This window comes from Shinella sp. HZN7 (assembly GCF_001652565.1).
In the GTDB taxonomy this organism is placed as follows: Bacteria; Pseudomonadota; Alphaproteobacteria; order Rhizobiales; family Rhizobiaceae; genus Shinella; species Shinella granuli.
Genome location: NZ_CP015742.1, coordinates 38,168 through 61,933, shown reverse-complemented (window position 1 = coordinate 61,933; position 23,766 = coordinate 38,168). Strand labels below are relative to the sequence as shown.

Annotated in this window: 27 protein-coding genes; 10 read left to right on the top strand and 17 right to left on the bottom strand. The window is 62.5% G+C overall.

Annotated elements, in window-relative coordinates; translation table 11 throughout:
- Positions 1-107: 107 nt before the first annotated feature.
- The 10 genes from shn_RS31245 to shn_RS31205 are packed head-to-tail and all read right to left on the bottom strand — an operon-like array spanning position 108 to position 7,454.
- Positions 108-479, bottom strand: a complete 372-nt coding sequence (locus shn_RS31245) for a hypothetical protein (protein WP_064334411.1) — start codon at positions 477-479, stop codon at positions 108-110.
- A gap of 15 nt (positions 480-494) precedes the next feature.
- Positions 495-731, bottom strand: a complete 237-nt coding sequence (locus tag shn_RS31240) for a hypothetical protein (protein ID WP_145926127.1) — start codon at positions 729-731, stop codon at positions 495-497.
- Between the two features lie 55 nt (positions 732-786).
- A complete protein-coding gene (locus shn_RS31235; RefSeq protein WP_064334409.1) occupies positions 787-1,806 on the bottom strand; it encodes a type IV secretion system protein in 1,020 nt (339 codons plus the stop codon).
- A 4-nt stretch (positions 1,807-1,810) separates the two neighbouring features.
- Positions 1,811-1,984, bottom strand: coding sequence for a hypothetical protein (locus shn_RS36680; protein ID WP_168169007.1), 174 nt, complete (start codon positions 1,982-1,984; stop codon positions 1,811-1,813).
- Between the two features lie 6 nt (positions 1,985-1,990).
- On the bottom strand, positions 1,991-2,707 hold the full coding sequence (locus shn_RS31230; protein ID WP_064334408.1) for a type IV secretion system protein: 717 nt from the start codon (positions 2,705-2,707) through the stop codon (positions 1,991-1,993).
- Positions 2,708-2,717: 10 nt separating this feature from the next.
- The gene (locus shn_RS31225; RefSeq protein ID WP_064334407.1) at positions 2,718-3,875 is read right to left on the bottom strand and encodes a transglycosylase SLT domain-containing protein; all 1,158 of its coding nucleotides are present in this window, start codon (positions 3,873-3,875) and stop codon (positions 2,718-2,720) included.
- Entirely contained in the window at positions 3,868-6,279 is a 2,412-nt protein-coding gene (locus shn_RS31220; RefSeq protein ID WP_064334406.1) for a VirB4 family type IV secretion/conjugal transfer ATPase, read from the bottom strand. The genes shn_RS31225 and shn_RS31220 overlap by 8 nt, the downstream gene beginning before the upstream one ends.
- A complete protein-coding gene (locus shn_RS31215; RefSeq protein ID WP_064334405.1) occupies positions 6,276-6,566 on the bottom strand; it encodes a type IV secretion system protein VirB3 in 291 nt (96 codons plus the stop codon). The genes shn_RS31220 and shn_RS31215 overlap by 4 nt, the downstream gene beginning before the upstream one ends.
- Before the next feature lies 1 nt (position 6,567).
- Positions 6,568-6,891, bottom strand: a complete 324-nt coding sequence (locus shn_RS31210; protein WP_064334404.1) for a TrbC/VirB2 family protein — start codon at positions 6,889-6,891, stop codon at positions 6,568-6,570.
- A 44-nt stretch (positions 6,892-6,935) separates the two neighbouring features.
- Positions 6,936-7,454 (bottom strand): lytic transglycosylase domain-containing protein, encoded by a 519-nt coding sequence (locus shn_RS31205; protein ID WP_145926126.1) that lies wholly within the window; start codon positions 7,452-7,454, stop codon positions 6,936-6,938.
- A 122-nt stretch (positions 7,455-7,576) separates the two neighbouring features.
- Between shn_RS31205 and shn_RS31200 the strand changes: the two genes are divergently transcribed.
- Both shn_RS31200 and shn_RS31195 read left to right on the top strand, forming a co-directional pair.
- Positions 7,577-8,203 (top strand): hypothetical protein, encoded by a 627-nt coding sequence (locus shn_RS31200; protein ID WP_064334402.1) that lies wholly within the window; start codon positions 7,577-7,579, stop codon positions 8,201-8,203.
- A gap of 7 nt (positions 8,204-8,210) precedes the next feature.
- On the top strand, positions 8,211-8,702 hold the full coding sequence (locus shn_RS31195) for a thermonuclease family protein (protein WP_084438695.1): 492 nt from the start codon (positions 8,211-8,213) through the stop codon (positions 8,700-8,702).
- Here shn_RS31195 and shn_RS31190 read toward each other — a convergent pair whose 3' ends face one another.
- Complete coding sequence (locus tag shn_RS31190; RefSeq protein WP_064334400.1) at positions 8,703-8,909, bottom strand: hypothetical protein; 207 nt, start codon at positions 8,907-8,909, stop codon at positions 8,703-8,705. It abuts the gene before it with no gap.
- A gap of 461 nt (positions 8,910-9,370) precedes the next feature.
- Between shn_RS31190 and shn_RS31185 the strand changes: the two genes are divergently transcribed.
- Positions 9,371-10,162: a hypothetical protein gene (locus shn_RS31185; protein WP_064334399.1), complete on the top strand. Its 792-nt coding sequence runs from the start codon at positions 9,371-9,373 to the stop codon at positions 10,160-10,162.
- 42 nt (positions 10,163-10,204) lie between these two features.
- Here shn_RS31185 and shn_RS31180 read toward each other — a convergent pair whose 3' ends face one another.
- The 3 genes from shn_RS31180 to shn_RS31170 are packed head-to-tail and all read right to left on the bottom strand — an operon-like array spanning position 10,205 to position 15,643.
- Entirely contained in the window at positions 10,205-13,462 is a 3,258-nt protein-coding gene (locus shn_RS31180; RefSeq protein ID WP_064334398.1) for an error-prone DNA polymerase, read from the bottom strand.
- Positions 13,459-14,970 carry a DNA polymerase Y family protein gene (locus shn_RS31175; protein ID WP_064334397.1) on the bottom strand — a complete coding sequence of 504 codons (1,512 nt, stop codon included), beginning with the start codon at positions 14,968-14,970 and terminating at the stop codon, positions 13,459-13,461. Before shn_RS31175 ends, shn_RS31180 begins: the two co-directional genes overlap by 4 nt.
- On the bottom strand, positions 14,891-15,643 hold the full coding sequence (locus shn_RS31170) for an ImuA family protein (RefSeq protein WP_064334396.1): 753 nt from the start codon (positions 15,641-15,643) through the stop codon (positions 14,891-14,893). Before shn_RS31170 ends, shn_RS31175 begins: the two co-directional genes overlap by 80 nt.
- Before the next feature lie 417 nt (positions 15,644-16,060).
- On the opposite strand from shn_RS31170, the gene shn_RS31165 reads away from it, so the two are divergent.
- The 3 genes from shn_RS31165 (at position 16,061) to shn_RS31155 (ending at position 17,710) form a co-directional block, all read left to right on the top strand.
- Complete coding sequence (locus shn_RS31165) at positions 16,061-16,273, top strand: hypothetical protein (protein ID WP_064334395.1); 213 nt, start codon at positions 16,061-16,063, stop codon at positions 16,271-16,273.
- A 70-nt stretch (positions 16,274-16,343) separates the two neighbouring features.
- Positions 16,344-17,324 carry a sensor histidine kinase gene (locus shn_RS31160; protein ID WP_064334394.1) on the top strand — a complete coding sequence of 327 codons (981 nt, stop codon included), beginning with the start codon at positions 16,344-16,346 and terminating at the stop codon, positions 17,322-17,324.
- Between the two features lie 8 nt (positions 17,325-17,332).
- Entirely contained in the window at positions 17,333-17,710 is a 378-nt protein-coding gene (locus shn_RS31155) for a response regulator (protein ID WP_064334475.1), read from the top strand.
- Positions 17,711-17,833: 123 nt separating this feature from the next.
- Here the strand turns inward: shn_RS31155 and shn_RS31150 are convergent, their stop codons facing one another.
- A complete protein-coding gene (locus tag shn_RS31150) occupies positions 17,834-18,334 on the bottom strand; it encodes a hypothetical protein (RefSeq protein ID WP_064334393.1) in 501 nt (166 codons plus the stop codon).
- Between the two features lie 179 nt (positions 18,335-18,513).
- Between shn_RS31150 and shn_RS31145 the strand changes: the two genes are divergently transcribed.
- Positions 18,514-18,843 (top strand): hypothetical protein, encoded by a 330-nt coding sequence (locus tag shn_RS31145; RefSeq protein ID WP_064334392.1) that lies wholly within the window; start codon positions 18,514-18,516, stop codon positions 18,841-18,843.
- A gap of 11 nt (positions 18,844-18,854) precedes the next feature.
- On the opposite strand, the gene shn_RS31140 is transcribed toward shn_RS31145, so the two are convergent.
- Positions 18,855-19,058, bottom strand: a complete 204-nt coding sequence (locus shn_RS31140; RefSeq protein WP_064334474.1) for a cold-shock protein — start codon at positions 19,056-19,058, stop codon at positions 18,855-18,857.
- A 215-nt stretch (positions 19,059-19,273) separates the two neighbouring features.
- Here shn_RS31140 and shn_RS31135 point away from each other — a divergent pair, with 215 nt between their 5' ends.
- The 3 genes from shn_RS31135 to shn_RS31125 are packed head-to-tail and all read left to right on the top strand — an operon-like array spanning position 19,274 to position 22,707.
- The gene (locus shn_RS31135; RefSeq protein ID WP_064334391.1) at positions 19,274-19,642 is read left to right on the top strand and encodes a hypothetical protein; all 369 of its coding nucleotides are present in this window, start codon (positions 19,274-19,276) and stop codon (positions 19,640-19,642) included.
- A gap of 7 nt (positions 19,643-19,649) precedes the next feature.
- Positions 19,650-22,286 carry a DNA ligase D gene (gene ligD / locus shn_RS31130; protein ID WP_064334390.1) on the top strand — a complete coding sequence of 879 codons (2,637 nt, stop codon included), beginning with the start codon at positions 19,650-19,652 and terminating at the stop codon, positions 22,284-22,286.
- A gap of 37 nt (positions 22,287-22,323) precedes the next feature.
- Positions 22,324-22,707 carry a DUF4112 domain-containing protein gene (locus shn_RS31125; protein ID WP_064334389.1) on the top strand — a complete coding sequence of 128 codons (384 nt, stop codon included), beginning with the start codon at positions 22,324-22,326 and terminating at the stop codon, positions 22,705-22,707.
- Here shn_RS31125 and ligD (shn_RS31120) read toward each other — a convergent pair whose 3' ends face one another.
- A complete protein-coding gene (ligD, locus tag shn_RS31120) occupies positions 22,708-23,763 on the bottom strand; it encodes a non-homologous end-joining DNA ligase (RefSeq protein ID WP_064334388.1) in 1,056 nt (351 codons plus the stop codon).
- Positions 23,764-23,766: the final 3 nt, after the last annotated feature.

Genomic DNA, 23,766 nt, shown 5'->3' with positions numbered 1-23,766 from the left:
ACTCATCAGGCCGAGCGATTACCTCTACCGATCGAAACGGCGCTAGGCGGGACTCGAAATGCCTGGATTCTGGAGCGTTCGGCTCCGCGGCGCAGCCGTCCGCAGACCTAGCTGCACCACCGCATCAGTGTTTTTTTCGACGCCGTATTCGAGAAGAAGAAGGAGCGATCGTCCTTCACATCGATCCGGACCGTGTCGCGGTCGCCGTCCGCCTCGTCAGAGCCGGCTTCGATCCACAGCACGTCGAGGATAAAGGATCCGCCATCCCGTTTGACGGAGAGAACCTTGCCGGCGGTCTTGTTCGCGCCGATGCCTTTGTCCTCGACATAGATGAACGCAGCGGCCGCGGCTTCACAGCCACCTTCGGCCGGAGCATAAGCGCCATTCAGCACGGGCAGGATCGAACTTGTCGATTGCGACAATGCCGTGCCGGGAAGCAGCAGGCCGATGGCAATCATGGTCGAGGCGATTTTCTTCATGGAGAAGCTTCCCGCTCAGAACCCGAACGTACTGCCGACGCTTTGCGTATATCCGGCCAGCGTGTTGTAGAGGTCGATGCAATATTCAACGAACGGTTTGAAGAAAATGACGACGCCGATGAAAAGCAGGACGCCGAGACCTCCGCCCTTCTTGGCCTCAGAGCGATCGTTCTCTGCCATCTCTTCGTTGAGGCGGTTTTGCGCGTCCATGGCGGCGATGCGCCGACGGTCATCTTGCCAGGGGTGATCCACGGCCGTTCTCCTTCGAATAAACTATAGTTACCAAGAATGAGCATGAGAGACTACCTTAAAGTTGCCCATTCTTTTCGGTTTCTCGCTGGATTGCACGGGCGCGGGCTGCCTGAACATCCAACGATGTGCGCCGCCGACCGAGGCCGGCGCGCAGAATCCCTGCGCGTCCGGTGATCTGGCGTCCGGCATAGGCAGAAGAGCGTCGCCCGCCGATGAAGGCGGAATCGCCTTGCCCCAACACACTGCCGCCGACGATGGATGCCGCAAAGGACGGGATGAACCGGAACACGACGATCCCGAGCAGGCAGACGATCACGAACGGCGCGACATAGGAGAGCTTGCTTTCCGTCGCGGTGTTGTTAGCCGTGTTGATGGCCAGTTCGATGAGCTGGTAGAGGAAGGCGAGAAACGCCATCATCAACGTCTGCGTCACCATCAGGTTGACCATCAGCAGCAGCCATCCATCGGTGAAACGGAAGGTCCAGCGGTAAAGCGCCAGGACGATGAACACCGGCGCCAGCGCGAGGGTGATGAACAGCATCAGCTTGGCGGCGAGGATCGCAGCCGCCGCAACCGCGATGAAGATCATCGCGACCACGAAGACCACGGCGCCTATCAGCGCGCCAACATATTCGAAGGTGCCGGTTGCGACCTGCTCGTAGACCTTGCCGGCTGTCTCGAAGACGGCATCGAGGATCTTCACCACGCCCGTCGTGTCATCGGTCCCGCCATCGAGAATGCCGCCGGCGCCGGCGATCGACTCGATGATCGTGTCGGAGATCAGGTTGGGAACCGCCTGGACGAGCTGGTAGAGCGTGGCGGAAAATGCTCCCCAATTAGTCGCCATATAATAGATGAAGAAGGCGCGGCCGAGCCGCCAGGCCGCCTCCGGTACGGAAAACTGGTCGCGGCCCGCGAGGACCATGTAGCCCCACCAGATGACGTAAAGCGTGAGCATCGACCCGAACAGGACATTCACCTGCAGCGCGAGGCCGTCATAGGCGTTCTTGATGAACGTCTCGCCGATGGCGTCGAGCTTGGCAAAAATGTCCGAGATGATCGTGGTCGCCGCCATCCATCTATTCCTTCAGGACGGGCGCGAAGGCGTCGTTGACCGGCATGGCCGGACCGCACAGGTCGTCGGCCTCGACATATCCCGAGATCGGCGGGCAGGGGGCTTTCTTCTCACCCTTGGTCTGGCAACCGGCGAGCACCGCCAGACCGGAGAGCATGATGGCAACGGGCAATCTCATACGGCCTCACTTGAACGGGTTGACGTCTTTGTATTGCAGCATCTTGGCGGTCTCCGACTGCTGGGTCAGCCGCATCTGCATCTCGGTATTGAGCGCGGAGACCGCGCCGTTGGAAACGCCAATCAGCTCGTTGATGGTGCGCGCCGTCTCCAGCTGTATGCGGGTGTTGGCATCGACCGAGCCCTTCACGTCTTCGGCCGAGCCGATCTGGCCGGTGGCCGACTGAAGCGATTGCTCGCGCTGCGACACACCCTTCGATGCCTGCTGCGTCAGCGCCGAGAGCAGCGCCACCGTGTTGACCGCGCCGGAAAAGGCATTGTTCATCGCACCGGCGTCCTCGCCTTCGATGATCGCCTTGACCTGTTTCACCAGCTGCAGCCCGTTGATCAGCGTCGCGGCGATATTCTGCGCATCCGAGCCAAGGCCGCCGAAGGACAGCGTGCCGCCGTTCATGATCGAGGAGAAGGACGGTGCGGCCGAGACCGACATGTTACCGCCAAGGCCGGACGAGGAAATCCCCATCGAGCCGTCACGGCTGCCGGAGAGCGCGCCGAGGATCTCCTTGGTCTTTTCGAGGATGTTGGTGTTGGTCTTCATAATCTCGCCGGTGTTCTCCGCATTTTTCTTGGCGATGGCGAGATTGGTGTTGTCGATCACCGGAATGTCGGCGAGCGCCGGCGTCGAGAAGGCGAGGGCGGCAGTGACGATGAGCAGTTTGTTCATGGGAACCCCCTTAATCGGCCGCGTTGGCGGCATTCTGGATGGATAGAAGATTGTTGCCGATCGTGCCGTCCGAGCCATCGGACGACAGGACCGATGTTTCCGCATCGGCGGCCGCGACCACCGCGCAGCGCGGCCAATTCTCGCGTGGCACCTTCATCTGTTCGAGGATGACCGGATCGCAGCTGTAGGGATTGACCTTGTTGTCGGATTTGAGGGACTTGGCCGTCTCGGACGTCTTCGACAGGTTCATCTGCATGCGCGCCTGCAGCAGTTCGTTGAAGAGATTGCGGGCGGTGATCAGGTTGTTCAGCAGCTCGGTATTGGCGGCGCGGGCCTGCGTGTTGTCGTCCCAGGCATCCTGATAGATCTCCGACGCGCCGACCGAAGCCGACAGCGCATCGATGCGGCGACCCGCCTCCTGGACGCGCGCCGTGCTCGCGTCGATCCCCGAAACGGCACGGTCGACCGCGCCGGCCGCCGCGCTGTTGGAGCTACGGGTCGCTCCGGAGCCGTAATCGACATAGAACGAGGGCGACGAGATATCCTCGATGTTCGAGCCGCCGGAGTAGGCATTAAACCACGCATGGTTCCGGCCGACCTTTCCGGCCCAGTTCTTTTGCTCGGCGGCCGTCGAGCCGTTGTACCAGGAGGCGAGGCAGGCATAGTCGGTGCTGCCGCATTTGTTGACGCCCATGCCGAGATATTTGACGCCGCCCTCGATGTTCTCCTCGTTGATGTCGCGGTCGAAGCCCATGCCCTTGCCGGTCTTCTTCGTCAGCTGCATCACGCCCTTCACGCCGGTCGGCGAGCCCGAGCAGGTCGAGATGCCCGATTCCGCATGCGCAACCGACAAGGCGAGGCCGACCGGCACATCGTACTTTTCGGCATAATGCTTGATCAGCTCGACGTTCTTGGCGTCCTCTTTCACGGCTTGCGCCGGCGAGCGATAGAGGCGGCGGTTCTTCTCCTTCTGCGAGATGTTGCAGTTCGTCACCGACTGTTCTTCGAGCTGGTCGGTCTGTGTCTCGGTGTCCTGTTTGGAGTGGGCCTCGTCTTCAGCACGCTTTTCCTTCACGTCATCGTCGATGACCGGAATGTCGGCGAAGGCCACCGGCACCGGCGCGGTCACGAGCGCGGCAGAAAGCAGGAGCAGGATCGTTCTACGCATCGGTCGCCTCCGGGATCGTCCAGCCACAAAAATGCGGGAGCCACGCGGCCGGCTCCTCGCCGTAGGTCTGGCGCAGCGCCTCACACTCGCGCACCGTTTCCGGCCGTCCGGACAGCACCTTCACCAGGTCCGGCATCGCGGAGAGGTCCAGCCGCGCGATGATCGAGTCCTGGGCGTGTTTGATCAGAAAGGTGCGGCTCGACTTGTCGGCCTGCTTCACGAACCGGAATTCCTTCTCCGAGAGGCCGAACGCCTTCCGGTAGCTTTCCTCATCGGCCGACGCATTCGGGAAGAAGATATTGGTCATCGTCTGCTCGATGATCGTATTGCGCAGGTCGGAGCGCACGACGTCGGCCGCCGACTGCGTGCCGAAGCCGACGATGCCGTTCATTTTGCGGATGGTCTTCAGCCAGTCCTTGATGAAGCCGGAGAAGACCTCGTCATCGAGCAAGCGCCAGCCTTCGTCGAGGAAGATCATCGAGGGGCGGCCGTCGAGGATCTCCTGGATGCGGTGGAACATGTAAAGCAGCGCCGCCGAACGCGTGCGCTTGTCGGAGAGGATCTCCGTCATGTCGAAGCCGATCACCGAACCGGCGAAATCCAGCTTGTCGGTCGGGTTATTGAACAGCCAGCCCTTGTCGCCCGTCGTCCATTCCTTCAGCCGGTCGGCGAGGTCGCCAATGCCCGATCGCATGCGGCCGCGCAGCGCTTCCGCCAGCATGTCGAGACGCCGCTGCGGCCGCTCGAAATCGGTGTAGATGCTATCGACCGCATCGGAGATCACCGCCATCTCTTCGGCATTCAGCACTCGGTCCGAGGGCGTGACGAGATAGGAGATCAGCGTCTTGCCGAAGCTGCGGTTGGCGGGCGTGTCGTCGAGTTGCAGCGGCGCAAATCCGGTCGGCTCGCCCGGCGACAGCCGCTCGTAGCGCCCGCCCATGGCGCGCACGAAGATCTCGCCACCGCGATCCTTGTCGATGAAGACGCAGCGCGGCCGCGGCTCGACGCGCATGCCCTGGGCGAGCAGGAAGGACAGCGCCACCGTCTTGCCGGAGCCAGTCGGCCCGATAGCCGTGAAGTTGCCAACGTCCGCCTCGTGGAAATTGAAGAAATAGGCCGTCTGGCTGGTGGTCTCCAGCAGGGAGATCGGCAGGCCCCAATGGACCTTGTGCGTCTGGCCGGACGGGAAATTATGTGCGGAGAACAGGCCGGCGAAGTTCACCGACGAGATCAGCCCTTGCCGGGCGATATAGGTGAAATTGGTCGGGAGCTGCGCCCACCAGGCCGCTTCCTGATTGAGGTCTTCGCGCACGGCGACCACGCCCATGCGCGCCAGCTCGGCGGTGACATCGGCGACGGCGCGGTTCAGCCGTGACAGGTCGCGCTCGAGGACCGCGACCGTCATGTGATGCTTGCCGAATATCACCTCGCCCGAGGCCAGCCGGTCGCGCGCCGTCTCGATATCGTCTTCGACGGCCGTACCGCCATCGTCGGAATTAGCGATCTGCCGGCTGATCGTGGCGATCGCCTCCGTGACCGTGGTGCGGTCTTCCGGCGCGAACGAATGCGTGACGATGAACTCGTAAGGCAGGCGCAGCAGCCCGTCGAGCTGGCCGGGCGTCGTCATCGGCGGGTATTCCTTGATCGACACCATGGCGGCGACCTTGGAAGTCGCGCCGTCCACGGACCAGATCTCAGCCGCTTTCCGCCCGAACATGATCCGGCCGGTTCCGACATAGTCGGCCAGCGACATGCGGGGCAGGGGCATCGTCCGCTCGTCGCCGGCAGCAAGGATCTTGGCGAAGAATTCGGCTGGCTCGGAATAAAGGCCGCCGTCGCGGGTGACGCAGGAGAGGATTTCCGGCCGATAAGATCGGAAATCGCCAACAATGCCCGAGACCATGTCCTTCAGGTCGCGCAGCGCCTCGCCGCGTGCTTCGACCTCGTTGTCGGCCATGCGGAAGACGTCGAACATGCGGTCGACCTTGCCGGCACGTCCGGTCATCGGTCGCCGGATGACTGTCAGGTGCAGCTCGTTGACGAACATCGTGCGGTGCTTCAGCCCGTCCATGTAACGGGCGTTCAACTCGTCAGCGAAAGGGTTGTCGAAATCGCCGTCGATATCGGGCACGATCTGCCGCCGGATGATGGTGGCATAGAGCGCAAAACGCGACGATCCGAGCGAGCGCACCGTCATATTGCGATTGGCGAGCCGTGCATTGATCTCTGCCTGGTCCATCGTCTGGTAGGGTAGGCCGGAAAGCCGGATGACCTGCAGCAGCAGGCCGGACTTGGTGACGATCGTCTCCTCGTCGACATGGCGGAGATAGGGGACATGCGTGCCGATCCCGAGATCGCGGGCGCGTTCCCGGCCGAACTTCAGGTCGTGATTGACGATGTTCATGGGGCGTAGCTCCCCGCTTTCCAGAAGCGTCGGTTGCGGATCGCCCGGCGCATCGACAGGAAGACCTGCACCACGCGGACGATGTGGATGTCCCGCTGGCAGAGGTAGAGGGCGATGAAATGGATCGGCAGGACGACCAACGGCGCCAGGAAATTTGACGATGCGATGAAGAGGACGATCCCGCAGATGCCGTTGATCACGAAGACGATGATGTCGACCCCGAAATACAACGGCGGGCGCGTCAATGGCAGGATCAGCGGCTCTACGTCGGGCGCGTCGTCTCGCATGTCACATCCCCGCAGAGGAACGCATTGCGTCGACCAATTCGCCAGCACCGAAGATGATCGCGATGCCGATGATGATCGAGAAGGCCCATTGCCAAGCCATGCGGCCGGTGAGGAACAGGAATCCCATGGCGCATACAGCAATGATCATGCACGATCTTGCGATGTTGCCCTGTAGAACCGTGACACCCCAGTCAAGAACGTTCTCGACTGGAACGGCCGACTGTGCGTGCGCGAATTCCGGGACCAGCGCGATGGAGGTCGCGAACAGCGCCCACGAAAGGCGGGCCTTGCCACGCAGGCGCGGCGTGATGGGAGAAATGCTCATTCGAATGTCCTTCGTATTTTGGGAGGATCGGGATTCGGGCAGCCCTATTCGGCGGTCCAGACGTGCTCTTCGCGCCAGGGCGACGGCGCGAGAGCGACCGTCTCCTTACGGGACAGGCTGCTTCCGCTGCGCTTCTCCGCGGCTGCCGATGCCTTGGCGTTCAGCGTCCAGCGGTTCATGACCTTGGCGATGTAGAGGGTCGTTTCGTTGAACTCGGGGATGCCGCCCTTCTGATAGACGCGCTCCGGCCCGGCATTGTAGGCGGCGAGCATCAGCAGCGGATCGTCGAACTCCCCGTAGAGCTTCTTGAGGTAGCGGACGCCCGCCCGGATGTTCGATTCCGGATCGCAGCGGTCCGTGACGCCATAGTCGGAGGCAGTCTCGGGCATCAGCTGCATGATGCCGACCGCGCCGGCGTCCGAGACCTGGTGCCTTCCGCCGGCACTCTCGACATCAACCACGGCGAGCGCCAGATCGGGATCCAGGTCCTCCTCGGTGGCGATGGTCCTCACCAGCTCCAGCACGCGATCGGGATCGGCCGGCTCGCACGCCTGGGCGGTCATGGCCGATGTCGAAAGGAGGAGAAAAAGCAGGGTGGTTTTCAATGGTTTTATCCGGGTTGCCGCGCTTACGAATAAACTATAGTTAATTCGTGCCGGATTCTCCTGTCAATTCCGAAATGGCCATGGCTGCTATGCGTAAACAACTCAAGGTTATCGGCTTGGCCGGTTCTCTCCTGTTTGGAGGTATGTCCGCCACCCTCGCGGAAGGCGAGGATCCCTATGCCGAGCCGTCTCCGGAATACCTCCGCCAATTCTCCCAGCAGGGAGGGAAGGCATTCGTGCTGGAGCGCTACGACGCCGACGGGAAACTTGTGGCACGGTCGGTCGAGAAGCTGGAGGGACAGGTCGGGATCGACGACCCGGTTCATCGAACGATCGCGGGCAGGAAAATCTCCTTGCGCGGCCTGACGGCATGCCCGAGCAAAACCGTCGTCTATAACCGAGTGCAGACATGGAGCTGCGCGGATGCGGCGCGTGACTATACCGACGCCGTCTACAACAGGCGGGCCAGCGTGATCCTGTGCAAGACCCTGGTGTTGACGTCGGCCGGCGGCGAAGCAATCCCGGCGTCATGCTTCGTCCTCGCCGGGGGCAATGGCGAGCCGTTCAGGACGGTCAATGACGACGACAGCATGGTCTTCCTCGGCCTGGCGGCCATCGGGCGGACCGAGGACGGCCGCTCCCGCCGTCCCGACCTTGAGACGTCGCAATCTCTTTCACGATCGATGGGTTTCCAGAATGCGGACTAAGTTTTCCATGGTCATCGCCTTGCTGGTCGCCTCGACTGCCGCCGCTCAGGAGCAAACCATTTCTTTCCCGACCGGCGTCAGCTTCGAGACCGGCGACACCTGGACCTATGAAAGCCGGAAGTTCAGGCTGTTCGGCGTCCAGTCCTGCCTTCGCGGCACGACGTTTCGTTCGCCTGATGGCGACGAGGGCGATTGCGGGCTGCGTTCGATCGCGTCGATTGCTGCGCTGTTCTCGACCGGTTCGATCGGCTGCCAGCCGGTCGGCCGCGCCAAGGATGACGCTACCTTTGTGGTCTGCGCGGCCGAGGTCGATGGAAGGACGGTCGACGTCGGTACGGCGCTCATATCCTCTGGCGCTGCATTTGCCGCCGTATTCCCGTCGGGTGCGCCGGTATCGTCGGTCTATGCCGTCGCCGAATCGGCGGCGAAGGAAGGCCGAAACGGTCTTTGGGCTGGAACCTTCGAGCACCCCACCTCCCTGTTGCTGCGACAGGAGTAATCAGAGCCTCCAGAAATCGACGTGAAGGGTTTCCGAGATGATCGCGATTTCCCTGAGCGTCAGCTGATTCCAGGCACCTTTCTGGAGAAGTTCGAGGCGCTCTTCGGAGATGCCGGTCAGTTCGGCGAATTCCTCGGGCTTTGTTCCGCGGCGGTTCAGTTCGTCGGCAAGCAGTTTCACAAGCTCAGCGGCATTCTCAATAGCCATTTACGGTCATCCTTTCCTGTCACCGTCCCTGCGCCGTCGGCGTTAAGGAGGATGATGGCTCGCTCTGTCCGTTGCGCACGAAGGCCGGCGCAAGTTCATTCGATGAGGTGGTGGCGGGCGGGGCGAATCCCTCGCCAAGCCCAATGTCGCGCGCAACCCCTACACGAGTCAAAAGCGGCGTTTTCGCGGCAGGGGAAGGTTTATGTTTGTTTCGCGCGTAAAATATAATTAGCTTTGCGACTCGCTATGTCAGCGAATGAGCCGAGGAGGCCCTATGCCGTAGACAAAATAAAACCCGCCTCGGAGAGACGGGTCGAGAGACACACGAAGATGTGCGCAAAAGTCTTATAAGCCACGGATTTTTTCGCACATCGACGCCGCCGCTGCAAGCTATTTCTTGCCACGAATACGTGCGTCTTGCGCCCGGGTTTTCTCTCCGCCGCCGTTAACAAGGAGAGATCATGCTTGCCGCATCCCCGACGGCCTATGGGCCGAACCTATTGGCGCGCCTGCTCGCAGCGCGCACCCTTCAGCAGATCGACGAGTGCGCCAAATCCGCCTGGATATTGAATGGAGAAGGGCTCATAGGCGACGACGAGATGGCATATCTCGCGCCCATCATCGAGCACCAACGGAAGGCGATTCGCACGCGACCTCCGTTTTGGCGGCAGCCGACTGGTCACCACACGCTCGCCGATACCCGATCGAACCATCGGCGTCCGGCAATTCCCGACAGCAAGCGGGCAGCGGCCTGGTTGCGGCGGCGCTCGCTCGCGAAGAACTGCATCATTCCGACCTGCATCGCCGGAAGGCTGACCATCAGCAAGCTCGCAGTGCTTTCGGTCATCGCCCGAGCGGTAGCGGACCATGGCCAATCGAATATGTCGCTGCCTGAGATCGCCGCGCGCGCCGGCGTCGGATGCACCACGGCGCGCTATGCCATCCGCGATGCCGTCCGGATGGGGCTGATCCGCGTGTCCGAAAACCGCGTCAACGGCCTCTGGAGCCGTCCCAATACGATCAGCATCGTGTGCGGGCGCTGGCTGCGATGGTTGAGGGGACGCCCGAAAAAATCGGATGGCCGATTGATCGCCCATTGCTTCGCCACCCCCCTCAGAAATCTGATCCCCACGATTGAGATTATAAGATTCACGATGCGCAGCACCGTGAGTCTGAGGTGCGGAGGTGTTGCCAACCCGCCCTGCTGGCGCGGCAATACATGCTTTGGCGGGGGAGGGCGGGCTTTGGAGTAGCGGCTCGCCGGTTTCCACCGACCTCCGGCAATGAATCACCGGCTAGTGGAAGTTGCGCGCCTTGACCTTCAGGGTGTCGATGTGGAGATCGCGCGTGAACATATCGCGCGGGCGGACGGGTGGTGCTTGACTGTCGCGCGGATCCGGTCCGCCGCCATGGGCGAATTCGTCGCCGCGGCCCGCTGGAAGCCGGAAACCGGCATCGCGTTCGGAAAGGCTCGACAAATCGACCGAGAGGTCGAACAGCTGCTGGGCGATGAGATGCACAACCTCGCCTTCACGCTGAATTCGGCCATTGATCGCCATCATCGACGACCCGAGCACGACGCGCCGCCGGCGCTCGAAGAGCTTCGGCCAGACGACAATGTTGGCGGGACCGCTCTCGTCCTCGATGGTAATGAACATCACCCCCTTCGCGCTGCCCGGCTTTTGCCGGACGAGAACGAGGCCGGCGGTCAACAGCCAGCGGCCGTCGCGTGCAGACATCGCCTCCTGACAGGTGACGATGCGCCGCTCGGCGAGATCATGGCGGAGGAACGAGACAGGGTGCTGGCGCAGCGTCAATCCCGTATGGCTATAGTCCTCGATGACACTGTGCCCCTCCGTCATCTGGCGCAGCTCGACACCGGGCTCATGTTGTTCGGTTATCGTCCGCGCTTCGCGCTCGGCCGCCGCCGCAAAGAGGGGTAGGGGTTCGTCGCGTAGCGCCTTGATGGCCCACAGCGCGTCGCGCCGCTCCAATCCGAGGGACGGCAGGAAGGCATCGGCCTCGGCAAGTTCGACGAGAGACGCCGCCGGCACGCCGGAGCGCCGCCACATGTCGTCGATGCTGTCGAAGGGCTGGTCGGCGCGGGCTGCGACGATCTTCGCCGCATCGGCAGTGGCCAGGCCGCGTACCATGCGCATGCCGAGGCGAACCGCGTGTCGCTCACTATTGCCGATTGGCTCAAGCGTGCAGTCCCAGCGCGAGCGGTTGATGCAGACAGGGCGCACCTCGACACCATGCTTGCGCGCATCGCCCACAATTTGCGCGGCCGCGTAAAATCCCATGGGCTGCGAGTTCAGGAGGGCAGCGCAGAAGGCGTCCGGATAGTGGCATTTCACGAAGCTGCTGGCGTAGGCGATGAGGGCGAACGACGCGGCATGCGATTCCGGGAATCCGTACGATCCGAAGCCTTCGAGCTGGCCGAATGTCTTTTCGGCGAATTTCGCCGAGTAGCCATTGTCGATCATTCCGTTGACGAGCTTTTCCTTGAACCGGCTCACCCCGCCGGTGAACTTGAAGGTGGCCATGCTCTTCCTGAGCTGGTCGGCCTCACCTCCGGTAAAGCCGGCGCAAACCATCGCAACCCGCATCGCCGACTCCTGAAACAGCGGCACGCCGAGGGTCTTGCTCAGCACTGCTTCGAGTTCGGGGGTCGGATATTCCGGCTGTTCCTTGCCTTCGCGGCGCCGCAAGTAGGGGTGGACCATGTCGCCCTGGATCGGCCCGGGCCGGACGATCGCCACCTGGATGACCAGATCGTAAAACGTGCGGGGTTTCATCCTCGGGAGCATGGACATCTGCGCCCGGCTTTCGATCTGGAACGTGCCGAGGGTATCGGCCCTGCGGATCATCTCATATGTCCTCGCATCCTCCGGTTCGATTTTCGCAAGGTCGAGATCGCGCCCCTTGTGCTCGCGGATCATGTCGAAGGCCTTGCTCATACAGGTCAGCATGCCGAGCGCCAGCACGTCGACCTTCATCATTTTGAGCGCCTCGACGTCATCCTTGTCCCATTCGATGATGCGCCGGTCTGGCATGGCTGCGGGCTCGATCGGCACAAGATCGTCCAACCTGTCGTGGGTCAAGACGAAGCCGCCGGGGTGTTGACCGAGGTGTCGGGGCGTGCCCATGAGCTGCTGGGCGAGCTTCAGCGTCAGGACCAGACGCCGATCCTCCGGATTGAGATTGAGTTCGCGAACGTTACGATCGCTGACTTCTTCCGACCAGGACCACATGCCCGACGAGAGCGCCTTGATCACGTCTTCCGGCAGGCCCAGCGCCTTGCCTACATCCCGGATGGCGCCTTTGGCGCGGTATCGGGTCACGGTCGCGCATAGCGCCGCCTTGTCATGCCCATAGGTCTTGTAGATCCATTGGATGACCTCTTCGCGCCGGGCATGTTCAAAATCGACGTCGATATCCGGAGGTTCGTCGCGCTCCCGGCTGACGAAACGCTCAAAAAGCAGGTCATTGGTTTCCGGGTCGATCGAGGTGACGCCGAGAATATAGCAGACTGCGGAATTGGCCGCCGATCCGCGCCCCTGGCAGAGAATGCCTTGCGAGCGGGCGTACCGGACGATGGAAAAGACCGTGAGGAAATAGGGCGCATATTGCATCGCCTTGATCAGGTCGAGCTCGTGCCGGACGATCTGCAGCGTCTTGGGCGGCAGTCCCTCCGGATAGCGGTCGGGCACACTTTCCCAGACATAGTGCTCCAGCGAGGCCTGCGCGTCCTTGCCCGGAACGATGGCTTCCTCCGGATACTGATAGGTCAGCTCCTCCAGCGAGAACCGGCAACGCGCGACGATCTCCATCGTGCGCGCTAGCGCCTCGCGATAGCGGGGAAAGAGCCGTTCCATTTCCTCCGGGGGTTTCAGGAAGCGATCCGCGTGGCGTTCCCGCGAAAATCCTACGTCATCGATGGTGGTGTGCGTCCTGATGCAGCTCACGACATCCTGCAACTGGCGGCGCTCCGGATCGTGAAACAGTACGTCGTTCGTCACCACCGGGCGCACGTTGAAGCGGATGGCGAGGTTCGATAGATTGTGCAGGCGCAGCTGGTCGCGCGGCCGGCGGCGGAGCGTGAGCGCCATATAGGCCCGGTCGCCAAAGATCTCCGCCATCTTCCGCAACTGCACGGCGCAGGCCTCGTCGGGCAGGTCCGGGACGAGCACCCCGATCAAGCCATCGGCATAATGTGCGACGTCATCGAGATTCAGAATGCAGTTTGCCTTACCCCCTCTGCTTTTGCCGAGTGTCAGGAGGCGGGTCAGTCGCGAGTAGGCCGCGCGGTCGGTCGGATAGACGAGGATCGACATGCCGTCCTGGAGATCGAGGCGGCAACCGACGACGAGACGGATGTTCGTCTCGCGCGATGCCTCGAGCGCGCGGACGATGCCGGCCAGGGAATTGCGATCGACGACACCGAGCGCCGAGATGCCAAGCGCCTTCGCTGTCGCGAACAGCTCATTGGCCGACGATGCCCCTCGAAGGAAACTGAAATGCGTTGTCACCTGCAGCTCGGCGTAGCTCATGCGAAGATCCCATGCATGAACCAGCGATGCGATCCGGTCGCCGGATCGACGCCATCGCCGCAGCGGTAAATCCAGAGCCGCTCGCCGGCCTCATCCTCGACGACAAAGTAGTCGCGCACCGCCGCATATTCGGCATCGCGTGTCCACCATTCCCCGAATATCCGCTCCGGTCCATCTGCGCGCTTCACACGCCGGCGCTTGCCCCGCCAGGTGATCGACACCGGCGGATGGTCCGGCATCAGCGCGATCACCTCGATCAGCTCGGGACGAGCGAGCAGCCGGACCGGCCGCGGCCAGTGCTGCGCCCAGGTTGCGCCGGCCGCGACCGCTGCCGGATCGATCCGCCGCACGCTGCGCTCCGGCACGTCGCTCGCCACCGGCGTCACGCGATAGACACGCTGGCCACGGTTCGCGAAGACGTCGATCAGCGGGATGACGTCCGTCACCTGGTCTTCGACGAGCGATGATGTTCTTTGGGCCTCCTCCAGCGGCTCGGTCATGACGGCGACCAGCGTCAGCCGCTCGATACCGAAACCGGGCTCGATTTTCTCCGTACGATCGCGGAAAAGCTTGGTTAGCCACGCGATATCGCGAGACGGCTTGGCTGTACCGGCGCGGACCGCCTGGCGGGTGCCGTCCACCTTCTCGACGATGAGGTCGGTGCGACGAACGCCATGCCCCCGACGTTGCAGTTCGCCGACAAGGTCGGTCACCAGCAGGCCGACATATCGGTTGATAGTCTCGGCAGCACCGATCGGCTCGGCAAAGGATTTGCTGACCTCGACAATATCAGGCGTGCGGATAGGATCGATGGGCTCGGCCATGCGTCCATGCATCTGATCGAGCCGGCGTCCGATTTCCGGCCCGAAGCGAAGGGCGAGGGGCGCGCGGGCCGTCGCCGACAACTGGCCAATGGTCTGAAAACCAAGCGTCCGGAGATCCGAGACGACGTTGTCCGGCAGGCGGAGCAGCGAGATAGGCAGGCGCTCGACGGCCCGCGCCGTCTCTCCTTTCGGCACGATGACGGTTTCTCGCGTGATCGCGCGGGCACAGGCATGCGCCGCGCCCCAGGTGTCGGCGATGGCGACGCGAGCGGCGAGGGATTTCGCGCGGAACCGGTTCGCCGTCGCGGTCAACATGCTTTGCTCACCGCCTTGCAGGTGGTCCGCGCCTTCGGTGTCCATGACGATGCCGTCAGGGGAGTCCATCGCGACGATCGGAGAATATTGCGTCAGCGCCCATAGCGTAATGCGTTCCAGCGCCGCGGCATCGGCCGCGGGATCGGCATCGATGAGCATCAGGTCGCGGAAGAGCGCCTGCGCTTTCGCCGCCGGCATCCCGACGTGAACGCCGACATGCCGCGCCGCTGCGTCCGCCGCCGCGACCCAGCGCCGGGAACCGCTTCGTGCGATCATGGCGATGGGCTGTTCAACCGGGAGCGAAGGATCGGCCCGCCTGATCCTGTCGGTCGGCAGGTCCGGTAGATAGATCGATACGACCCGAGGCATCACAGGCTCCAACGATAAACTCAGCGCACTCGCCCGCCTTCACGCGCATCAATTCCAGCAGCCAGTTTGCCCTTCCCACGGTGGCGACCGGCAATTCTTCGGAGGGGAGGACACTCACCCGCCATCTGGTGGTCGAGGCGGTCGGCTGGCCATAGTCGGAGGCCTCCGTCGGACGCCGCCAGCGCCGGACCACGAGCGCCATCGCCCCGGTTTTTTCGGCGGCGAGCTGCAGCCGGCGGCTCGCCACCATCGGTAATCGCACCAACTCGGCGACGACGGCGCCGAGCCCGCCATAGGCAAGCGCCTCCTCGGCGTTCGCCAGGATATCCTCCTCCTTGTCGCTCTCGACGAAATAGACGCGATCGGGATGAAGCCCTGCCTGAGCGAGCGCCGGAAAAAACAGATCCGGCCGCGTCAGACACCAGACGATCGGTCCCGTGGTGCGCGCGGCGATGCCGGCGGCGAAGAGCGCGGCGGCCGCGCCGTCGACCGTGCCGGCTCCGCCCCCCGAGAATTCGTGAAGCGCGCCGTAGGCAAGGCCACCGCCCGGAAGCGCCGCGTCGATCTCCGCCACCCGAAATGGCAACGCACCAGCCTTTCGCGAGGCAGGGCTCTCCAGGGAGGCGATGCTCTCTCTGAGGTCGGCTATCACCCTTTTCCGGGCAGCATTCATCGTTCACGGACTCCAGGGCGTTCGTGTTGGCTGGTGACGTCATGTCGTTCAGGTGTATTTGTTCTGTATCTGTTCCTCTCTCGAAAAAGAGTCAAGCCACCCGAAAATAGGAAAATTGTCTCCAATATTGTCCAATCAGTAAATTTTGCTTGCGAATCATCGGGATGGTGGTGGGGCGAGACGGGATGCCCGCCTCAAAAAAATGCGTGCGATGCGAGTTCGGAACGTGCCGGACGACCAATAACGGTTCCAGCGTCCGCCCGCACATGTCGTCAACCTTGGCATCAGCAAACACCTGCCATGGGATGCGCTCATCATCCGGCAGTTGGGCTCGATGCGATCCGACATCGGATGAACTGCACAGTGGAACATTGCCTGGTCGGGGTCGTTCGTTGTTCTGAACCCGGAGTTCGTCCAATGCCAGTGCTAATCTGCTACATGCTGAGCCGTCTCTTTATCGGCTTTGTGCTCGGCGCCGTAAGCGCGGTGGCCGTCCTGCAACTGGAGCCGCCCGCGTTCGGTGCAGCGCTTGGCCCCTTGGAAGCTATGCTCGTTATCTATAGCATCGGCGCTGCCTTTGCCCTAGGCTATCTCGCGACCGCGCTGGGCTGGGAGAACACGGAACTGTAGCAGTCGATGTCTCCGCCCGGCCGTGTCGTCCGTTCGGCGGTCCCCTGAAACGGTCGCAGGAAGGCGAACGATGGTCCTTGAAGATTTGTACCGCCTGCTCCGCGCCGGCCACGTCCAGGCGCAAGGGATTGTCGACACGCTGACACAGCCTCTCGTCGTGCTCGACCAGGGCTTTTGCGTCACCAGCGTCAACAACGCCTTCATCGATGCGTTCAAGGTGGAACGGGACGATATTCTCGGCCAAAGCCTGTTTTCCCTCGGCAACGGCCAGTGGGACATCGCCGACCTGCGCAAGCTGATTGCGGAAGTCATTCCGAAGACGGCGGCCGTCGTCGGCTACGAGGTCACGCACGATTTTCCCACCATCGGAGAGCGCACATTCCTCATCGATGCCAGACGTCTTGTCCATCCCGACAACAACAGCACCAGCATCCTCGTCGTCTTCGAAGATGTCACTGAGAGTAATCGGGAGCGGACGGAGAGCGATATTATCCTTGCCGAAACCCGCCATCGCATGAAGAACCTGTTCTCGGTCATCCGGGCGCTCGCCATGCAGACGCAAACAGAAGGCTACACGGCGCAGGAATATCGCGAGACCTTTCTGGGGCGTATCGACGTTGCCTTGCGGGCGCAGGAGATCGCGCCTGGCGAAACGAGCGCGGACTTCGCTGCGCTGCTCGACGTCGCTGTCACCGCTACGGACGGCAAGCGCGTTAACATCGAAGCGGGGCCCTCCACCACGCTTCCGTCCTCGAAGGTCCTGCCGGTCAGCATGATGTTCCACGAGCTGACGACAAACGCGCTTAAATACGGCGCGCTCTCGGTGCCGGATGGGCGGGTCTGGCTGTCGTGGCGGATCGAGGAGGGCGATGACGACCAAACCATGCTGGTCTGCGAGTGGCGGGAGGAGGATGGGCCGACGGTTCGACCGCCTGTCCATCGCGGATACGGCACAGAGTTGATTACCGCGACCGCGAAACATCTCGGCGGATCGGCGGAACAAAGGTTCGATGCGCGCGGTTTGATCGCCATCGTCAAACTGCCACTATAGGGATGTGCATGTCTTCCGATGACGGCCGCGATCAGGCTACAGGGCGCATCCTTGTTGTCGAAGATGAATTCTTCATCGCGATGGAGATCGAGCGCGCGCTGACAAAGGGCGGTTTTGAGGTTCTGGGGCCTGTTGGAAGCATAGAAGACGCTTTGCAGCTCCTCCACCGGGAGCAGCCGGACGCCGCGGTCCTCGACGTCACCTTGAGGGACGGCAGGGTGACACCGGTCGCCGTATTGCTCAGATCGCAAGGCGTGCCCTTCGTCCTGACGTCTGCCGAGGGACGCCAACTCACCGAATCCGGTTTCTTCAAAGGCGCCACCAATCTCGGCAAGCCAACGGACATTCCCCGGATGATTGGAGAAATCCGTCGCTTGCTCAGCTAATATGGCCTTATGTCTTCCGATAATGTGCCCCGAATATCGCGGCCATCCGGACCGCGCGTCCGAAGTGACGGAAAGAGAGGTTTTTGCACGTCTGATCGTCGGCCTTGTCTCGGCCGCCTCGTGTCAAGCATGCCCGTACCAGGTATATGTTCCATCGTCCTGGAAGGGCGTGCGCGCATGCCTGTGCTGGAACCGGCTCTCGGCGATCGAGGATGCCTTGCCCAGGAGATCGCGCAGCCGACGGGTGTCTTCGTCGACCTGGCAAAGGACCTCTTCCAGCACGTTCACTGCCGTTGTGCGGGTTGGATCGACGTTCGTCGCACAGGCCGGCGTCACGGAGATGCGCGTTCCGACGCGGTCCTGAAACTGGGCGAGGATATGACCGGCAGACGATAGCGCCTCTCGCACGTCGCCGCCGGCCTCCGTGGCGATCACCAGCCTGAAAGCGCTGATGAGCGAAGATTTGCTTGCCGGCAGGCAACGCGCGTCGAGAATGTCGTTTCTCGGCCGCTCCAGCCGCAGGAAGGTCAGAAAGGTTTGGACGAGGTCGTGCGCCCTGGCGAGGACTTCGGTGTCCGACCATTCGGTCTCGGGATCGGATGGGTTTGCATATGCTCTGGCCACACACTGTTCTCCGGTTTCGAACAGGTAATGTCGCTGAACAGCAAAAGGTTTCGACCAGCATGTCGATGCCGATGCCGTCGACCTGGATCGGGCGTCCGACTTGTTTTGCTCAAATTGAGCGTTAGCTCTCTCGGAGGTGCAAACGCAGCGCCAGCGGGTGCAGCGCATTGAGGTGACAGGTGAAAAGCATCGCGGACTTCGTTGTCGAGCTGACCCGGGCGGCACAGGACGTAGGCACCCTTTCCGAGGGCGAGAAGCTCCGCCTGCTCGGCCGCGCCTATGTCACGATACGGGAAGGCTGGCGGGTTCTGGGAGAACCTGCGCGTCTTGAGGAATCCGCCGAGGCCATGGACCTCATTCAGGCGGGCGGAATGCCCGTGCATCTCTACGACGACGAGATGAAGGCTATCCTGCTCGAAGCGGCCAAGGTCATTCGGGAGATCGAAGCTGCGATCGCAGCCAAGGGCAGCGTAGTGCCACCGGCGGCGTCAGCGACGAAAGATCGGTGACGTCCGCCTGCTTAGATCGCGCGGACGTTTTCCGCCTTCGACTTGCCGGTCTTGCGGTCCTGGCCGACGTCGTAGCTGACCTTTGTTCCGTCGCGAAGCGGGCCACCTGACAGCACGGCCGAAACGTGGACGAAGACATCCGTTCCGCCATTGTCGGGCGTGATGAAGCCGAAGCCCTTGTCCTGGTTGAAAAACTTGACCGTGCCGGTTGCCATGTAACCCTCGTGAACTGAATGGCAGTAGCGCCGCGGTCGAACATATTCGTCGCCGATCATGATCGCAACCACGCTGCCAATGAGCGCGCGGAACAACGATCGTGCAGGTGTGTTTCCATCTCGGCGCCCGGTGAGGGTTCTCGGGTAAAAGCGAAGGCCGATCGCCGCGACTTTTCCCTGGCGCCGAAGCGTCGACGTCGTGGGAGACAAACGCAATGACCGATATACGAGCAAAGGGCTTCGACAGCCCGGCCCAGCTGCGCGAGCATCTCGCCGAACTCGAAGAGGAAAGCCCTGCCGAAGATTCGGACGTTCGGAACGAAAATCCGTCAACCCAGCAGCAGATTGAAGCCCTTCGGCAGGAAGTTGCCGATCTGCGTGTTCGGCTGACCACAATCCGAAAGCAGACCGATGGGATGGATGCGCGGCCTTCACGAGGCGATGTGCATCCATGGCTCAGGGTCCTCGCGACGGCCGCCACGACCTATCTCCTCGGTCGGCTCGTGCAGCGTCTCAGTCTCGGCGCGCCCGGCGCGGCCGCCGTGCCGATGATCGCCTCGCAGATCGATCGCAGGATCTGGTGAGGCGGCCATGGCTGACAAGCTATCGACATACAAGAAGAAGCGGGATTTCAAGCAGACGCAGGAGCCGAGTGGCTCGACGGCCGTCAAATCCTCGAACCGGCTGCGCTTTATCATCCAGAAACACGATGCCACGCGCCTGCATTACGATCTTCGCCTCGAGTTCGACGGCGTTTTCAAATCCTGGGCGGTGACCAAGGGACCATCGCTCGATCCCCATGACAAGCGGCTGGCGGTCGAGGTCGAGGATCACCCGCTCGACTATGGCGACTTCGAAGGAACGATCTCGAAGGGCCAATATGGTGGCGGCACGGTGATGCTGTGGGATCGCGGCTACTGGGAGCCTGAAGGCAACAAGTCCCCCGAAGAGGCTTTGAAGAAGGGTGACTTCAAGTTCGTGCTCCATGGCAAGCGTCTGCATGGCAGCTTCGTGCTCGTGAGGATGCGCAACGATCGCGATGGCGGTAAGCGGACAAACTGGCTGCTGATCAAGCACCACGACGAGCACGCCGTCGAGGAGAACGGCGCCGCCATCCTGGACGAGAACATGACCTCGGTCGCCTCCGGCCGGAAGATGGAGCAGATCGCCGGCGGCAAGGGGCGGAAGCCGAAACCGTTCATGACGGCCAGCGGCGACGTCGAGGCCGATGCTGTCTGGGACACCAAGCATGGCCTCGCGGCTGACGAGCGTAAAAAGAAGACGCGCAAGGACGTCGCGACATCGACGTCAGCCGATCTGCCTGACTTTATTCCCCCGCAGCTCTGCGAAACGCTCGAACGCCCGCCCGCCGGCGACAAGTGGCTGCATGAGATCAAGTTCGACGGCTATCGAATTCAGATGCGGGCCGCGAATGGCGATGTGACGCTCAAAACCCGCAAGGGCTTGGATTGGACCGCCAAGTATCCGGAGATCGCCGAGGCCGCCGCATCACTTCCGGATTGCATCATCGACGGCGAGATCTGCGCGCTCGACGATAACGGCGCCCCGGACTTCGCGGCCTTGCAGGCGGCGCTCTCGGAGCGCAACACGGGCAACCTGGTCTATTTCGCATTCGACCTTCTGTTCGATGGAGGGGAAGACCTTCGCGATAAGCCTTTGGTCGACCGGAAAGCTCGGCTGCAGGAGCTGCTTACTGATGCAACCGAGGATCCGCACTTGCGCTTTGTCGAGCATTTCGAGACGGGCGGCGACGCGGTTCTTCGCTCCGCCTGCAAGCTCTCGCTCGAAGGCATCGTCTCGAAACAGGAGGATGCGTCGTATCGTTCGGGTCGTACCGACACTTGGGCGAAATCGAAATGCCGCGCAGGGCACGAAGTCGTCATCGGCGGTTATGCCAAGACGAACGGCAAATTCCGCTCGCTGCTGGTCGGCGTCAATCGCGGCGAGCATTTCGTCTATGTCGGCCGCGTCGGTACGGGCTATGGCGCCAAGAAGGTCGAAACGCTCCTGCCCAAGCTCAAAGCCGCTGAGACGGAGAAATCCCCTTTCACGGGGATAGGCGCGCCGAAGAAGGAGAGGGAGGTCGTCTGGCTCAAACCCGAGTTGGTCGCCGAGATCGAATTCGCCGGCTGGACCGCGGACGGTTTGGTTCGCCAGGCCGCGTTCAAGGGCCTGCGGGAGGATAAGCCGGCCGCCGAGGTCGAAGCCGATAAGCCCGCCTCGCCGGCAAAGACCGAGACACCAGAGCCGGCCGTGGCCGCAAAGGTGAAGCCCGCGCGCCGGAAGGGTGCAAAGGCGGAGGTCATGGGCGTGCTCATCTCCAATCCGGACAAACCCTTGTGGCCGGACGCGGGCGACGGCAAGCCCGTGACCAAAGAGGAGCTGGCCCACTATCACGAAGCTGTCGGCGCCTGGCTCATCGAGCATGTGAAGGGTCGGCCGTGTTCGATCATCCGCGCGCCGGATGGCATTGGCGGCGAGCAATTCTTCCAGCGGCACGCCATGCCGGGCACTTCGAACCTGCTGGAACTGGTCAAGGTCTTTGGTGACAAGAAGCCCTACCTGCAGGTCGATCGTGTCGAAGGCCTCGTCGCCATCGCCCAGATCGGCGGCATTGAGTTGCATCCGTGGAACTGCGAACCGGGGAAACCCGAAGTGCCGGGTCGGCTGGTATTCGACCTCGATCCCGGCCCGGACGTGCCATTCTCCGCCGTGGTCGCCGCCGCGCGCGAGATGCGCGACCGCCTGGACGATCTCGGCCTTATCAGTTTCTGCAAGACCACGGGTGGCAAGGGGCTGCATGTTGTGACGCCGCTTGCCGTCAATGCCCGCAAGCCGCTCTCCTGGGCCGAGGCCAAGGGCTTCGCCCACGATGTCTGCCAGGAGATGGCGCGCGACAACCCCGACCTCTATCTCATCAAGATGACCAAGAGCCTGCGGGAAGGCCGCATCTTCCTAGACTATCTGCGCAACGACCGAATGGCGACGGCGGCGGCACCCCTCTCGCCGCGAGCGCGGCCCGGCGCCACCGTGTCGATGCCGCTGACGTGGACGCAGGTCAAATCCGACCTCGATCCGAAGCGGTTCACAATCCGCACTGTGCCGGGGCTGCTGGCGAAGACGAGTGCCTGGGAGGATTACTGCGATGGCCAGCGCCGGCTGGAACAGGCGATCAAGCGCCTCGGCAAGCACAAGGCGGCCGCATGACCTTTGAACGGGCGAGCGTCAGGGCCACATAGGAAGAATGAAAAAGCACAACCTCCCCATCGAGCACTTGGCGCGCCTCCGGCGAATTCGCGGGCTGGCGCGGCTGATGGACACGGCGCTACGGGTTCCCGGCACGCGGATTTCGCTCGGGGCGGACTCTGTTCTCGGCCTGATCCCGGGCATCGGCGATTTCGCTGCGGCGGCTGTCAGCCTCGTCATCGTCAACGAGGCGCGCCGTCTCGGCGTGCCGAACGACAAGCTCGTCAAGATGCTGGTCAATGTCGGGTTTGATACGTTCGCGGGCAGCGTGCCGGTGCTGGGCGACGTCTTCGACGTCTATTTCAAGTCAAACCGCCGGAATTTGCAGCTGGTGCTGGATCACTTCGGTCTCGACCATGCCGATCTCGATCGGCATAGATAGTCACTTGCCGACGGCCGATGTTCCCATCTCGAAGACCGCGGCATTGTCCTGGACCTCGCGCAGACCCTTGTAGGAGGCATGGCGGAGATTACCGTCGTCAGTCCAACCGCGGAATTCGATTTCTGCGATGAGCGTCGGTAGCGCGAACACGTAATTCTTGCCCTTGAGCGGCACGGCCGGTTTCTTCGTCTTCAGCTTGTCCAACGTCTTGCGCAGATATTCGGCGTCCTTCGTCTTGAAGCCAGTTCCGACCGAACCGACAGAAACCCAGGTGTCGCCGCGCCGGGCCGCAAGCAATAAGCTGCCGATCCCGCCGCGCGCTGCGGCGGATTGCTCGTAGCCGACGATTATAAAGCTTTCGCTCTGGACGCACTTGATCTTGATCCAGTCGCCGGTGCGGCCGGAGCGGTAGGGCCGGTCGCGGTGCTTGGCGATGATGCCTTCAAGGCCGAGCGAGCAGGCCTTCGCCAGCAGCCCGGCGCCGTCGCCGTGGGCTTCTTCCGACAGCTGCACAGCTCCGGTGGCGCCGTCGAGGAAATCCGAGAGAAGATGCCGCCGAACGTCGAGCTCCGTGTTGGTGAGGTCATGGCCATCGAAATAGAGAAGGTCGAAGGCGAAGAACACCGCTTCCGTCGAAGCGCGCTTGCCGCCGCGGCCGCCGAGCGAGCGCTGTAGCGCCCCAAAATCGGCATGACCCTCCTTGTTGAGGACCACCGCCTCGCCGTCGAGAATGGCGGTCCCGACGCCGAGCATCTTCGCGGCTTCGGCGATCCTGGGAACGCGATGGGTCCAGTCATGGCCGCCACGCGTGATGATCCGCACCCCTTTTGGCTCGATGTGGATGGCGAGGCGATAGCCATCCCATTTGTTTTCGAACAGCCAGTCCGGTCCCTCCGGCGGCGCCTGCCGGAGCAGCGCAAGGCAGGGCTCGACGCGATCGGGCATCGGATCGAACGGGAGGCTCGGCTGTTCGGGATCGCGTTTGCGAACAGGGCGAGACTGAAGCCTTTCACGCGACTCGTCGTAGAGAGGTATGGCGGTCTGCCGCTTCTTCATGGC

Coding starts and splice junctions, on each gene's coding strand:
- shn_RS31215 (WP_064334405.1), bottom strand. CDS start 6,566: ATGCGAGACGACGCGCCCGACGTAGAGCCGCTGATCCTGCCATTGACG.
- shn_RS31200 (WP_064334402.1), top strand. CDS start 7,577: ATGGCTGCTATGCGTAAACAACTCAAGGTTATCGGCTTGGCCGGTTCT.
- ligD (WP_064334388.1), bottom strand. CDS start 23,763: ATGAAGAAGCGGCAGACCGCCATACCTCTCTACGACGAGTCGCGTGAA.
- shn_RS31160 (WP_064334394.1), top strand. CDS start 16,344: ATGGTCCTTGAAGATTTGTACCGCCTGCTCCGCGCCGGCCACGTCCAG.
- shn_RS31185 (WP_064334399.1), top strand. CDS start 9,371: ATGCTTGCCGCATCCCCGACGGCCTATGGGCCGAACCTATTGGCGCGC.
- ligD (WP_064334390.1), top strand. CDS start 19,650: ATGGCTGACAAGCTATCGACATACAAGAAGAAGCGGGATTTCAAGCAG.
- shn_RS31170 (WP_064334396.1), bottom strand. CDS start 15,643: ATGAATGCTGCCCGGAAAAGGGTGATAGCCGACCTCAGAGAGAGCATC.
- shn_RS31175 (WP_064334397.1), bottom strand. CDS start 14,970: ATGCCTCGGGTCGTATCGATCTATCTACCGGACCTGCCGACCGACAGG.
- shn_RS36680 (WP_168169007.1), bottom strand. CDS start 1,984: ATGAGATTGCCCGTTGCCATCATGCTCTCCGGTCTGGCGGTGCTCGCC.
- shn_RS31195 (WP_084438695.1), top strand. CDS start 8,211: ATGGTCATCGCCTTGCTGGTCGCCTCGACTGCCGCCGCTCAGGAGCAA.
- shn_RS31135 (WP_064334391.1), top strand. CDS start 19,274: ATGACCGATATACGAGCAAAGGGCTTCGACAGCCCGGCCCAGCTGCGC.
- shn_RS31180 (WP_064334398.1), bottom strand. CDS start 13,462: ATGAGCTACGCCGAGCTGCAGGTGACAACGCATTTCAGTTTCCTTCGA.
- shn_RS31220 (WP_064334406.1), bottom strand. CDS start 6,279: ATGAACATCGTCAATCACGACCTGAAGTTCGGCCGGGAACGCGCCCGC.
- shn_RS31235 (WP_064334409.1), bottom strand. CDS start 1,806: ATGGCGGCGACCACGATCATCTCGGACATTTTTGCCAAGCTCGACGCC.
- shn_RS31190 (WP_064334400.1), bottom strand. CDS start 8,909: ATGGCTATTGAGAATGCCGCTGAGCTTGTGAAACTGCTTGCCGACGAA.
- shn_RS31155 (WP_064334475.1), top strand. CDS start 17,333: ATGTCTTCCGATGACGGCCGCGATCAGGCTACAGGGCGCATCCTTGTT.
- shn_RS31245 (WP_064334411.1), bottom strand. CDS start 479: ATGAAGAAAATCGCCTCGACCATGATTGCCATCGGCCTGCTGCTTCCC.
- shn_RS31230 (WP_064334408.1), bottom strand. CDS start 2,707: ATGAACAAACTGCTCATCGTCACTGCCGCCCTCGCCTTCTCGACGCCG.
- shn_RS31210 (WP_064334404.1), bottom strand. CDS start 6,891: ATGAGCATTTCTCCCATCACGCCGCGCCTGCGTGGCAAGGCCCGCCTT.
- shn_RS31140 (WP_064334474.1), bottom strand. CDS start 19,058: ATGGCAACCGGCACGGTCAAGTTTTTCAACCAGGACAAGGGCTTCGGC.
- shn_RS31205 (WP_145926126.1), bottom strand. CDS start 7,454: ATGACCGCCCAGGCGTGCGAGCCGGCCGATCCCGATCGCGTGCTGGAG.
- shn_RS31125 (WP_064334389.1), top strand. CDS start 22,324: ATGAAAAAGCACAACCTCCCCATCGAGCACTTGGCGCGCCTCCGGCGA.
- shn_RS31165 (WP_064334395.1), top strand. CDS start 16,061: ATGCCAGTGCTAATCTGCTACATGCTGAGCCGTCTCTTTATCGGCTTT.
- shn_RS31225 (WP_064334407.1), bottom strand. CDS start 3,875: ATGCGTAGAACGATCCTGCTCCTGCTTTCTGCCGCGCTCGTGACCGCG.